We start from the raw sequence: 11,188 nt of genomic DNA, 5'->3' as shown, positions 1-11,188 counted from the left end.
CCCTAATAAGGTGATTTATGGATAATTTAAATAACGCAAAAAAAGATAATTTTTCACGGAAGACCATATTAGTAACAGGTGCAGCAGGTTTTATTGGCAGCAGACTGATCGTTGAACTTCTGCGCGAAGGCCATCAGGTGATTGCTGCGCTGCGTAATGCCGCAACCAAGAAAGATAAGCTGTTAGGTTTCATTGCAACGCAAGGGTTAGTTGATCCCTCTATTTCGTTTGTTGAATATGATTTAAGCCGTGACTTTAAGCTGGACTCTCTGCTAGCGGATGCTCAGGCAAAGATCCATGTTGTCTATCATCTTGCTGCTTCATTTAATTGGGGCATTAGCAAAGCTGAAGCAGAGCGTACGAACATTAAATCAGGACTCGCTTTGATTGAATGGGCTGCAACATTGAAGCAGCTTGAGCGATTTATCTGGATTGGCGGATATCGTGTGGCTGCTCCACCGCAAGAGTCGGCTGATGAGTTGTATTGCAAACATGGTGGCTATGAGGCTTCGAAAATTTTGGGTTATCAAGCTTTCATTGAGGCCTGTAAGCGTTTAAATGTACCATGGACTGCAATAAATCCAGCGACAGTCATTGATGGTTTTTATACTTATGGCGATATGCAGTATATAGGTGTCGCTGACATGATTGATAAGCTGTATCAGGGACGTCTGATGGCATTGCCAGGTGGGCGTGATACATTCCTGCCATTGTGCAATATGCAGTATATCGTGAGCTTTCTCATCCGAACGATGTCTTACCCTGAGACCATTGCTCAGGAGTATATGTTGCTTGATCCAGCGACACCAAAGTTTCATAGCTTGGTTCACCTAGCTGCCGAGCACTTAGGCGTCAGCGCACCACATTTACAGGTACCCAAAGTTCTATTGGAGAAATTACCTGAGGTATTGCTTGGTGGTTCTAAAGAGCAACTCGCTTTCATTTCTACCGAGCACTATCATGTCGCTGGGGCAGAGGCGCAGGCCGCGAAAATGGGCATCGCGGACCTAATCAATATCAGTCCCTATTACTCTCGTTGGATTGATCGCTTGGTTCTTACACGTTTTGGTCGCATGCAAGTACCTACACCTAGTGGTTTTGGCTATCAGAATCGATATTGGACAGAAATTTATACTAAACAGCCAGTTAAATCAGAAAAATCATCTGCATTATTTTTACATGGGATTCCATTTGATAGTGCATGCTGGTCTCCAATCATCAATAAAATCACACATGATCAGGTGGCTATGATGGACTTGCCGGGACTTGGGCGTTCAGGTAGTTATGAGATGATGGAAGATAATAACCGTCAGTTTGTCGACACTGCTGCAAAGCTTTTAGCGCCAAATAGTGTTGTTATTGCGCATTCGTTAGGATGTCTTTTTGCGTTGAATCTTGCAAAGAAATATCCAGATAAAGTTGCGCGCCTTATCCTCGTATCGCCTTATTTTGTTCAGGCGCAGGCCGCTAAAATGTTTCGGATACAAACCCTCTCTAACCTTATTTTTCGTTTTATACCAAAAGATGTGATTGCTAAAGACTTGCATCCAGATGGGCAACAAAATCCGTCTGTTGGTTATGCGATGGATTCATTACGTCGAGTGTCGGTAGCCAAGCATATTAGTGAGTATATGCACCGCATTAGTTTGCCGCAGCAGCGTGCAACTCAAACAGCTTTGTTAAATGAGCTTGGATCTAAAGTTGAAATCATTGTAGGAGAGAAGGACCCAATTGTTACTACAATAAATCCTGATATCCCTGTACATATCATAGCTGGTGCAGGCCATAATCCACACGTCACACATGTAGATGCGGTATATGACTACCTCGCGCCAGTTCTGACGAAATACATTAGCACTACCGCTTCCTAATGTTTGATCGTGCACAAGTGCAGGTTTATGTCTGCCCAGTTTCACGGGTACCACAAGACCATTTGGTATTGAGTCATTATCTCGGCTTTCTCAACGAGGCAGAGAAGCTGAGATATGATCAATATCATCCTAAGGCGGCTCGCCTTTTCTTGATCTCTCGCGCATTAGTGAAGTCTGTCTTGGCGGATAAGCTAGGCATCTCACCCCATGAAGTTAATATTCAATTACATCCCAACGGCAAGCCTTTTGTACAAGGCAGCAAGGCTGTGTATTTTAATCTTACTCACTCAGCGGACGTTATTATCCTTGCTATGACTGAAGAAGGGGAAATAGGAGTTGATATTGAACGAGTAGATCGTGAGTTCGATTGGATGCGTGTCGATAGTGTGTTAGCACCGAGTGAAATTGAATGGATTAAGGGGAATGAACTTATTGATCCATTCAGTGTATATCAGCGGTTTTTTCAAATTTGGACTTTAAAAGAGGCTTATATTAAATGTACTGGCGATGGAATGAGTCGTCATTTAAAGATGCTAAACTTTCATGTGTCTTCTGAATATATACAGTTTCTCGACTCAACCAATAATGCTCAAAAGACAGAAAAGTATTATTTTGAAAGCTATATCTATGATTCTAACTTCATCTTTTCCATATGCTTACAGCAGAGCCACAATATAGAATGCTTTAATCTGGATTGTTTTCAATTATTACCGTTTATATCTATGCATCGGATAACCCCAACACCTTGCAAATATAACTAGATTAAATCCCTACAATTGGTGATTTTAAAAGTATAAATATATAAAGACATCAAAAGAAAAAAGCCCCAGTCTTTCGACTAGGGCTTTTTAAATTTGGAGCGGGAAACGAGACTCGAACTCGCGACCCCAACCTTGGCAAGGTTATGCTCTACCAACTGAGCTATTCCCGCATATATAAGCAGTTTTTACGAAAACTTTCTCAAAAAAAACCAATTTGGAGCGGGAAACGAGACTCGAACTCGCGACCCCAACCTTGGCAAGGTTATGCTCTACCAACTGAGCTATTCCCGCGTGCCGCTTATAATACATTAAGCGAAACATGGGTCAACAACTTTATGCAAATAAATATGCTGATTGCATAAAATAAAAACAGAAATGGGTAATTAGATGTATTTTTCTCGTTAAGTTGCCGAATAAATAGACATTTTGTTTGAAGCCAAAGCGTACAAGAGCAACTTTTGTTTGTGTGCAGACAGGGTATACTAGGTTCAAATATACGAATAATCGTAAAAGGAAAAGCCATGAGCCTTGAACAACAATTGATTGAACGGTTACAGACCCTTGCACCCAGCCATTTGGAAGTCATCAATGAGTCTGCCGGACACGGTGGTTATTTCCCGGGTAAAGAATCACATTTTAAAGTGATTGTAGTGAGCGATGAATTTAATGGATTGCGTTTGGTTCAACGTCATCAAAAAGTTTATGCGTTAGCTTCAGACTTAATGAATCCAGGGCAAATTCATGCTTTAGCAATTCATGCTTATTTACCAAGTGAGTGGCAAGGTCAGGCACCTGCTAGCCCAGAATGTGCACATGCACCTAAAAGCTAAGGGTTAATTTCATGGATGCACATTTACTGACTAAAATTATTCACATGACCGCGGTGGCTGCCGCCCTTATGGTTTTTGTATTACGCGCTTCGACTTTGTTTGTGGGTGTGCAAGGCGAACAACCAAATCCGACGGGACGTAAAATATTAGTTGCCTTACAACATCTATCATTTACCGTAGTTTTTATTACTGGCGCAATTTTATTGGTCATGAAAGACTTTCAGGTACAGCCGTGGTTTTACGCTAAAATTATTCTATTTTTAGTCTTGTTATCTTCCCTTATGAAAGCCTTTAAAAAAGATGACACTCTTTTATTAGCGCAACGTAGGGCCGGTTTAATGATTAGCGCTATCGCATTTATTGCTATTATTATTTTAGTGATTGTGAAGCCTGTTTTTGCTTAATTGTTCTACATTCTTTGCCTTTTTGCTTAAGCTCTAGGTTAAACTGCGTACAGTAAAAAAATATGCAGAGGGAAACATGTTAACTCGTGTGGTGTTTAACCAAAAAGGCGGTGTAGGGAAATCAAGTATTACTGTAAATTTGGCCGCAATTAGTGCCAAACATGGCTTAAGGACATTGGTCATTGATCTTGATCCTCAAGCCAACTCTAGTCAGTACCTTTTAGGGGATGACGCAACTTATTCTGCTGAAAAATCAATTATAGAACCAAATATCGAAAATTTCTTTGATGATGTGTTGGGAAACAATCAACAAAAGGGTTTAATCGGTAATGCATTAGGTTCGATTTTAAAAGCCCCGCGAAATAAAGATATTGATAGCTTTGTACACTCAACTCCTTTTGCAAAATTAGACGTGCTTCCTGCCAGCCCAACACTTGGTGCCCTTGAGCATGCACTTGAAAGTAAACATAAAATTTATAAATTACGTGATTCAATTCAAAACTTAATTGGACGATATGATCGTATCTATATAGATACACCACCTGCATTTAACTTTTTTACTTTGTCGGCACTGATAGCAGCAGATAAAGTCTTAATTCCCTTCGATTGCGATGTCTTTTCAAAGCGCGCGTTACAAACATTGATTGAAAATGTTCTCGAAACGCAAGATGATCATAATGATCGCTTGGAAATTGAAGGAATTGTCGTCAACCAATTTCAAGCTCAAGCAAAATTACCTCGGGAAGTGGTTCAGCAGTTGAAAGATGAAGGGTTGCCTGTACTTAATAGCATGTTACCGCCTTCGGTTTTAATGAAAGAATCGCATCAGAAAAATTTACCTTTGGCTCATTTGGCACCAGAACATAAATTGACTCAAGCTTATGAGACATTGTTTGGTGAAATTGAGCCAAAACGATAAGAGAAAAATGATGAAAGGCTTATATATTGCGCCTTTGGTGGCAGCCACTTTATTACTAGGCGCTTGTGCGACGACGGTAAAACCGACTTACGTGTCTCCGACACAATATCAATCTTTGGGCTGCCAACAGCTACAAAGTGAATATAACCGTATTCAACAATATATCGATAATGGAGTACAAACTCCGAAAAGTACTGGTATGGGTGTTGGACTTGGACTCGGTGGTGGCTGGGGACGAGGCGGTTGGGGATTCGGTCCATCCATCTCTGTCAATATGGGACAATCTTCTTCAACCAAAAATACTGAACTTTCACGTGTTTTAGGTCAGCAAGAAGCAATAGTTCAGGCTGCTCAATTTAAAAACTGTCCAATTATTGTTCGGAAAAAGACGAATTAATAGTCAATTTTGCATCACAATATGCTAATTAAGGCATATTGTGATGAATAAAGTTTAGCAAAATGTTTCATAATAAAATGAATATAAATCAATACATTTTAAATTTTCGAGCTTCATAAATCTTGTATTTTCTATAATCAAAAGACCTCATCAACTTGCTATATTTTGCCTATTTCGTTTAAGGTGGCCCCATCTTGGATGTTGTGGAAATTTTATGATTGAGAGTTGGTTTTTTGTATTGGCAATGTTGGCTGTTTTGCTCATTCCGGGTCCGACAAATGCTTTACTTGCAACCGCTGCTCATTCTCAAGGTTTATCTAAAGCATTCTGGCTTATTCCAATGGAATGGTTAGGCTATGCCTACGGGATTAGCTTTTGGGCTGTATTTATTCATTTAGCTGCTCCAATCTGGCCAGCACTGCTGCTCATTTTGCATATTACGAGTGTATTTTATGTATTCTGGCTTGCTTTTCACTTATGGAAGAACACCCACTTACAACAATTCAGTCAAAGTCACCGTAATATTCGCCCTCGTCAATTATTCTTATCTACCTTAAAAAATCCTAAAGCTTTGTTGTTTGCAGCAGGGATCTTTCCTGCTGAAGCATGGAATTCGCCTGAAAATTTTCTCATAGTGTTTGGTATTTTTTCATTGATCCTAATTCCGGCTGCAAGTTTCTGGATGATTTTTGGACGGGCATTGTTAACGGGTCCAATCAAAAAAATAAAAGCCGATCATTTATATAAAGGATCAGCCATGTTACTTATTTTATGTATGCTTCCAGTAGTATTCCGGTTTTTCTAAATTAATCTCAAACGTTGGCTTTTCGATTTTTTAGTTTTTCTCGTATAAATGCGATGATGCCTGGTAAAACGCTAATAATAATGATGCCAAAAATAAGATGGGTAAAATTATCTTTAACGATTGGCATATTTCCAAATAAGTAGCCTAAAGTTACAAAAGAAGCGACCCAACAGAATGCGCCAATAATGTTATAAGTTAGGAAAAACTTATAGTTCATGCTACCAGCCCCAGCAACAAAAGGTGCAAAGGTACGAGCAAATGGTATGAAACGAGCAAAGATAATGGTTTTGCCACCATGGCGAGCAAAGAATTCTTGAGTTTTAACTAAGTGCTGTTTATTGATGAATCGAGAATTCATTTCAAACACACGTGGACCAATGAAACGTCCAATATGGTAGTTGACCGTGTCACCTAAAACAGCGGCAATGAAGAGTAGAATGCCCAGTACCCATGGATCCATCGCACCTGTAGATGCAGCTAAAGCACCAGCTGCAAATAGCAAACTATCTCCCGGCAAGAACGGCATAACCACTAAACCGGTTTCAACAAAAATAATTAAAAATAGAATGCCATAAATCCACGTCCCATAATTTATAATAAATTCGGCGAGATGTTGATCAACGTGTAGAATAAAATCAAGAAGTTCCATGATAAGAGCAAGTGGTAAACCGTGCTCAAATCCTAGCAGTGAGCCTATAGAAAGTCAGTATAAAACATCAAAAAAATACAAATTGATCATCTCATTTATGCAACGATATATATGGATTTTGAGTATTTAATTATCAATGTCCCAAACCTAGAATGAGCTCATCAATAAATAAGCATTTAAATAAAGGTGGCAATATGTTTAATCCAAATGTAGTGGTCAAAAATATCGTAACGCAATCGGGCGCAGATAGTTTCATTAGCCTTATTGCGCGTCTTCTTATTGCCTATATCTTCCTTATTGCTGGTTGGGGGAAAATTACCGGTTATGCAGCAACTGCTGGATATATGGAAGCAATGGGGGTTCCAGCTGGAATTCTTCCTTTAGTTATCTTGGTTGAATTCGGTGGTGGTTTAGCCTTGTTATTTGGTTTTCAAGCACGCTTTGCAGCTTTTGGGCTTGGGATCTTTAGTATTCTTACTGCTTTTTTATTCCACCAAGGCGGTGCTGATGCAGCGGCGCAATACAATAATGGCATTCACTTTATGAAAAACCTTGCAATGGCGGGTGGCTTATTCTTCTTGATGCTTCATGGTGCTGGTCGTATTAGTCTGGATCATGCAATCGAGAAATAATATTCAAGACAAAATAAAAACCGGATGAACAATTCATCCGGTTTTTTATTTCTATGATTTAAAAATTAGAGCATAAACTGGATTTGTAATTCCCCAACAACAAAACCAAGTACTGCACCTACGGCAATCAAGGCCCATTCATCTTCTTTGAACGCAGGGCGTAACATGCCTTCAAATTCAGATGGTGTTAATTTCTGCATGCGTTCAATTAAAGTACTGCGAATATTCATAGCATCTTCTGCATAAGACTCTACGTATTTCATAGTCTCTGGAAGTCGTTGCAGAATGCGTTCAGCAACTTGCGATTTCATATCCTGATATTTTTCTCCGCCAATTGCATATACGACCAACGGGCGAATGACGCCTGCTTGCATATCAATTTCTTGTTTTACATGACGGTTAACCAGATCAATAACACGATCAGAATGTGTACCAGAAAATAATTCTTCCATCATATGACGTGAAGTCAGAAGCTGTTTAGAAATGAGCGCAGCATAGTCGGCTGCAACTTCATTTTGACGTTTGATAAATAAACCTTGCCATGTATAACCAAATATTTTTTTAGGATAAAGAGGTCTAAACATCATTTGCAGTGCAATCCAGTCACTGAAAAAACCAACAAAGCCGCCAAACATTGGAAGCATCCACGGGTATTTCCCTTGCGTGACGATCCAGCAAAACATTTGGATCACACCAATACCAAAACCGAAGAAAAATCCGACATTACTGAAAAATTTAAATTCTTGTTTTCCTACTCGTTTAAAAATGTTGTTGAGTAGGCGTTTGTCTTTAAGCAAGTTGCTAATAACCAGATGTTTAATATCAAAATATCGGTTCACATCACGTTGTACTTCACCCATGATATGTTCAACAATCTCGGGTGCTTTTGATTGCACACGACGAATCAGTCTTTGACGCGCAAACTCTGGCATGCCTTCCCATAACCCAGGCTGATATTCTTGCGCAACATCACGGGTAATATCTTCAGCTGCGGCCAGCAATGGTTTTTCTATTTCTTTAGCAATACGTTTAGGATCTAGGCGGGCAAAAATTTCTTCAGGTTTAATGAGCTTGGCTGTCATCAGTTCAACAGCGATTGTTGCCATTTTCTCGGCTTTGCGTGGCACGATGCCTTGCCAACCTAGAAATGGTTTAATGCCTTTAAATTCAAGTGGCGAAAACATCATCTGAATGGCAATCACCTTGGTGATGTAGCCAATTAAACCACTCATAAAAGGAATAGAGATATACAACCAAAAATGTTGCTGGAAATCTGCAATCATAGTTTGAAGCATTGTTGTTCCTTGGATTTCTATTGATTTTGATAGGGGGCAACAAGCCATAAAAATGGATAATTGTTTAAACACAGACAAATATCGCTTATGGTATTTACCTTTCCATGGTAATGCCTGTTTTATCGGGTCATCTTAACATCAAATTCATGGTGATGCTGCATAGAATGTGATGAATTTATCAATACGTATGAAGTTTTTAAGATTAACTCAGATTATTGATAAATATAAGTAAATATTGATTTCTGTGACAGAATCTAGCTATAGAAATGATTCAAAAATGAAAAAAATAAGATATATGATGATTTGCGGTGCGCCGAAGCGTGAAAAATGTTAAAATGGCGCGCTTAATTCTTTTGCCATTTAGTGGTTTGTCATGACTACCAATACTCAAATTACTGAAGATCGTATCCTGATTCTGGATTTCGGCTCTCAATATAGCCAGCTCATTGCACGTCGTGTACGTGAAGCCGGTGTTTACTCTGAAATGTATGCTTTTGATATGTCTGAAGAAGACATTCGCGCTTTTAAGCCAAATGGCATTATTTTGTCAGGTGGACCTGAGAGTGTGCATGAAGAAGGCAGCCCACGTGCACCGCAAGTGGTGTTTGAGTTGGGTGTTCCAGTATTGGGTATTTGCTATGGTTTGCAAACCATGTCTGAACAGTTAGGCGGTAAAGTTGAGCCGGGTACTGTACATGAGTTTGGTTATGCCGAAGTTGATATCGTTAAACGTGACCAACTGATTGGCAACCTACAAGACCGTGAAGACCAACTTCATGTCTGGATGAGTCATGGTGACAAAGTGAGCCAGATTCCAGAAGGTTTTAGCATTACTGCAAGCACGCCAAGTTGTCCAGTTGCTGCTGTAAGTGACGAAACACGCCATTTCTATGGTGTGCAATTCCACCCAGAAGTAACGCACACGGCAAAAGGTGAAGAATTACTTGCAAATTTTGTTCATAAAATTTGTGGATGTGGTGGCCTTTGGACACCTGAACACATCATTGATTTACGTGTAGAGCAGTTACGTAAGCAAATTGGTGATGAAAAAGTTCTTTTAGGTCTTTCTGGTGGTGTTGACTCATCTGTAGTTGCTGCGCTTTTACACAAAGCAATTGGCGACCAGTTAACATGTGTATTTGTTGATAACGGTTTACTTCGTTTGAACGAAGGCGACCAAGTAATGCAAATGTTTGCTGAAAACATGGGTATCCGTGTAATTCGTGCAGATGCTGAAGAACGTTTCTTAACTGCATTAGCTGGTGAAGTTGATCCAGAGAAAAAACGTAAAATCATTGGTCGTGAGTTTATTGAAGTTTTTGCTGAAGAAGCACGTAAACTTGATGGCGTGAAATTCTTGGCACAAGGTACGATTTACCCAGATGTGATCGAATCTGCTGCAAGCAAACAAGGTAAAGCACATGTTATTAAATCTCACCACAACGTGGGTGGTTTACCAGACGATTTAGAATTTGAATTGGTTGAGCCTTTACGTGACTTGTTTAAAGATGAAGTACGTAAATTAGGTACAACACTTGGTTTGCCACACAGCATGATTTACCGTCACCCATTCCCAGGACCAGGTCTAGGTGTTCGTATTTTGGGTGAAGTGAAAAAAGAATATGCAGATATTCTTCGTCTTGCTGATGACATCTTTATGCAAGAGCTTCGCGACAGCGGTTGGTATGACAAAACAGCTCAAGCATTTGCTGTGTTCCAGCCAGTTAAGTCTGTTGGTGTCGTAGGTGATGGCCGTCGTTATGCATGGGTTATTGCACTTCGCGCAGTTGAAACAGTTGACTTTATGACAGCTCGTTTTGCACATTTACCATACGAATTGGTTGATAAAATCTCAACGCGTATTATGAATGAAATTAAAGATGTATCACGTGTTGTATACGACGTGTCATCTAAGCCACCAGCAACAATTGAATGGGAATAATTTTTCTCTGCTTGTTGGTAAAGAAAAGGACGCATTAGCGTCCTTTTTTATTACTTAAGGATTTCAGTGAAGTGTATTAGCTCAAGGGATTGTACATAGAAGACTGAATATAATATTTTATAATTTTATTTTGTGAATTGGTTTTTAACTAATTTTAAGGTCTAAAGGTTATGCCACTATTAAATGAACTAAGAACCAAAATTGAAAATGATTTCCATAGACAACTACCTGACATATATTTTCAGTTATTAGAATTTTCGGATGGTTTTTTATTTGAAAGAGGAGTAGTTATTTATTCTTCTGATGAAGTTTTTGAAAGAAATCAAACTTTTGAAGTTCAAAAATATGCAGGAGACTATTTGGCTATTGGTGATGATAGTGGTGGAATATCTATTCTTATACCATTTCTAGGGACAGGTGTTTTTGTAGTAGATCAGGGCAGTATGGATCCTAATGATATGAGTAAAATTAGTGATTCCTTAATGAAGTGGTTTAAAGCTGGGTGCCAAATTTAGCTTTTGGCGAATGAATTTTAAATGAGATAAATAAACCAAGATTGGTTTGACAAGAATAGTTTTTAAGAGTGCATAAGCACTCTTTTTTATTGCTTAACTTTTATAGGTTTAAAATTAATTTTAATATATATCAAAACAATAGATCTGAACTTATTACTTATAGTTGAT

The 11,188-nt window shown here is 39.1% G+C and carries 12 protein-coding genes and 2 tRNA genes; 10 read left to right on the top strand and 4 right to left on the bottom strand.

Annotation, left to right across the window (positions count from 1 at the left end; translation table 11 throughout):
- Nucleotides 1–17 precede the first annotated feature (17 nt).
- Both ACB088_RS15555 and ACB088_RS15550 read left to right on the top strand, forming a co-directional pair.
- Entirely contained in the window at nucleotides 18–1,871 is a 1,854-nt protein-coding gene (locus tag ACB088_RS15555) for an alpha/beta fold hydrolase (protein WP_375037380.1), read from the top strand.
- Complete coding sequence (locus ACB088_RS15550; RefSeq protein ID WP_375037379.1) at nucleotides 1,871–2,632, top strand: 4'-phosphopantetheinyl transferase family protein; 762 nt, start codon at nucleotides 1,871–1,873, stop codon at nucleotides 2,630–2,632. Before ACB088_RS15555 ends, ACB088_RS15550 begins: the two co-directional genes overlap by 1 nt.
- A 94-nt stretch (nucleotides 2,633–2,726) precedes the next feature.
- Here the strand turns inward: ACB088_RS15550 and ACB088_RS15545 are convergent.
- Nucleotides 2,727–2,802 (bottom strand) — tRNA-Gly (locus tag ACB088_RS15545).
- A gap of 45 nt (nucleotides 2,803–2,847) precedes the next feature.
- Nucleotides 2,848–2,923, bottom strand: a tRNA-Gly gene (locus ACB088_RS15540).
- Between the two features lie 230 nt (nucleotides 2,924–3,153).
- Here ACB088_RS15540 and ACB088_RS15535 point away from each other — a divergent pair.
- From ACB088_RS15535 to ACB088_RS15515, 5 genes are all read left to right on the top strand, one after another.
- A complete protein-coding gene (locus ACB088_RS15535; RefSeq protein WP_004640501.1) occupies nucleotides 3,154–3,462 on the top strand; it encodes a BolA family transcriptional regulator in 309 nt (102 codons plus the stop codon).
- Between the two features lie 11 nt (nucleotides 3,463–3,473).
- Nucleotides 3,474–3,866, top strand: a complete 393-nt coding sequence (locus tag ACB088_RS15530; protein WP_005037496.1) for a SirB2 family protein — start codon at nucleotides 3,474–3,476, stop codon at nucleotides 3,864–3,866.
- Nucleotides 3,867–3,942: 76 nt separating this feature from the next.
- Nucleotides 3,943–4,785, top strand: coding sequence for a ParA family protein (locus ACB088_RS15525; protein ID WP_003655596.1), 843 nt, complete (start codon nucleotides 3,943–3,945; stop codon nucleotides 4,783–4,785).
- Nucleotides 4,786–4,795: 10 nt separating this feature from the next.
- Nucleotides 4,796–5,182, top strand: coding sequence for a hypothetical protein (locus ACB088_RS15520; RefSeq protein WP_004795328.1), 387 nt, complete (start codon nucleotides 4,796–4,798; stop codon nucleotides 5,180–5,182).
- Nucleotides 5,183–5,396: 214 nt separating this feature from the next.
- Nucleotides 5,397–5,987, top strand: a complete 591-nt coding sequence (locus ACB088_RS15515) for a LysE family translocator (RefSeq protein ID WP_307013223.1) — start codon at nucleotides 5,397–5,399, stop codon at nucleotides 5,985–5,987.
- A gap of 7 nt (nucleotides 5,988–5,994) precedes the next feature.
- Here the strand turns inward: ACB088_RS15515 and ACB088_RS15510 are convergent, their stop codons facing one another.
- Nucleotides 5,995–6,636, bottom strand: a complete 642-nt coding sequence (locus ACB088_RS15510; protein ID WP_375037378.1) for a DedA family protein — start codon at nucleotides 6,634–6,636, stop codon at nucleotides 5,995–5,997.
- A 194-nt stretch (nucleotides 6,637–6,830) separates the two neighbouring features.
- Here ACB088_RS15510 and ACB088_RS15505 point away from each other — a divergent pair, with 194 nt between their 5' ends.
- Nucleotides 6,831–7,268, top strand: a complete 438-nt coding sequence (locus ACB088_RS15505) for a DoxX family protein (RefSeq protein ID WP_375037377.1) — start codon at nucleotides 6,831–6,833, stop codon at nucleotides 7,266–7,268.
- Between the two features lie 65 nt (nucleotides 7,269–7,333).
- On the opposite strand, the gene ACB088_RS15500 is transcribed toward ACB088_RS15505, so the two are convergent.
- Nucleotides 7,334–8,551, bottom strand: coding sequence for a DUF445 domain-containing protein (locus tag ACB088_RS15500; RefSeq protein WP_375038815.1), 1,218 nt, complete (start codon nucleotides 8,549–8,551; stop codon nucleotides 7,334–7,336).
- A 385-nt stretch (nucleotides 8,552–8,936) separates the two neighbouring features.
- On the opposite strand from ACB088_RS15500, the gene guaA reads away from it, so the two are divergent.
- Nucleotides 8,937–10,505 carry a glutamine-hydrolyzing GMP synthase gene (guaA, locus tag ACB088_RS15495; protein WP_375037376.1) on the top strand — a complete coding sequence of 523 codons (1,569 nt, stop codon included), beginning with the start codon at nucleotides 8,937–8,939 and terminating at the stop codon, nucleotides 10,503–10,505.
- A gap of 170 nt (nucleotides 10,506–10,675) precedes the next feature.
- Nucleotides 10,676–11,020 carry an SMI1/KNR4 family protein gene (locus ACB088_RS15490; protein ID WP_375037375.1) on the top strand — a complete coding sequence of 115 codons (345 nt, stop codon included), beginning with the start codon at nucleotides 10,676–10,678 and terminating at the stop codon, nucleotides 11,018–11,020.
- The last annotated feature ends 168 nt before the right edge of the window (nucleotides 11,021–11,188 follow it).

This window comes from Acinetobacter sp. RW6 (genome assembly GCF_041956835.1).
Lineage (GTDB): Bacteria > Pseudomonadota > Gammaproteobacteria > Pseudomonadales > Moraxellaceae > Acinetobacter > Acinetobacter calcoaceticus.
The sequence above is the reverse complement of the archived record's forward strand: the minus strand, read 5'-3'. Positions and strand labels throughout refer to the sequence as shown.

Coding starts and splice junctions, on each gene's coding strand:
- ACB088_RS15555 (WP_375037380.1), top strand. CDS start 18: ATGGATAATTTAAATAACGCAAAAAAAGATAATTTTTCACGGAAGACC.
- ACB088_RS15550 (WP_375037379.1), top strand. CDS start 1,871: ATGTTTGATCGTGCACAAGTGCAGGTTTATGTCTGCCCAGTTTCACGG.
- ACB088_RS15535 (WP_004640501.1), top strand. CDS start 3,154: ATGAGCCTTGAACAACAATTGATTGAACGGTTACAGACCCTTGCACCC.
- ACB088_RS15530 (WP_005037496.1), top strand. CDS start 3,474: ATGGATGCACATTTACTGACTAAAATTATTCACATGACCGCGGTGGCT.
- ACB088_RS15525 (WP_003655596.1), top strand. CDS start 3,943: ATGTTAACTCGTGTGGTGTTTAACCAAAAAGGCGGTGTAGGGAAATCA.
- ACB088_RS15520 (WP_004795328.1), top strand. CDS start 4,796: ATGAAAGGCTTATATATTGCGCCTTTGGTGGCAGCCACTTTATTACTA.
- ACB088_RS15515 (WP_307013223.1), top strand. CDS start 5,397: ATGATTGAGAGTTGGTTTTTTGTATTGGCAATGTTGGCTGTTTTGCTC.
- ACB088_RS15510 (WP_375037378.1), bottom strand. CDS start 6,636: ATGGAACTTCTTGATTTTATTCTACACGTTGATCAACATCTCGCCGAA.
- ACB088_RS15505 (WP_375037377.1), top strand. CDS start 6,831: ATGTTTAATCCAAATGTAGTGGTCAAAAATATCGTAACGCAATCGGGC.
- ACB088_RS15500 (WP_375038815.1), bottom strand. CDS start 8,551: ATGATTGCAGATTTCCAGCAACATTTTTGGTTGTATATCTCTATTCCT.
- guaA (WP_375037376.1), top strand. CDS start 8,937: ATGACTACCAATACTCAAATTACTGAAGATCGTATCCTGATTCTGGAT.
- ACB088_RS15490 (WP_375037375.1), top strand. CDS start 10,676: ATGCCACTATTAAATGAACTAAGAACCAAAATTGAAAATGATTTCCAT.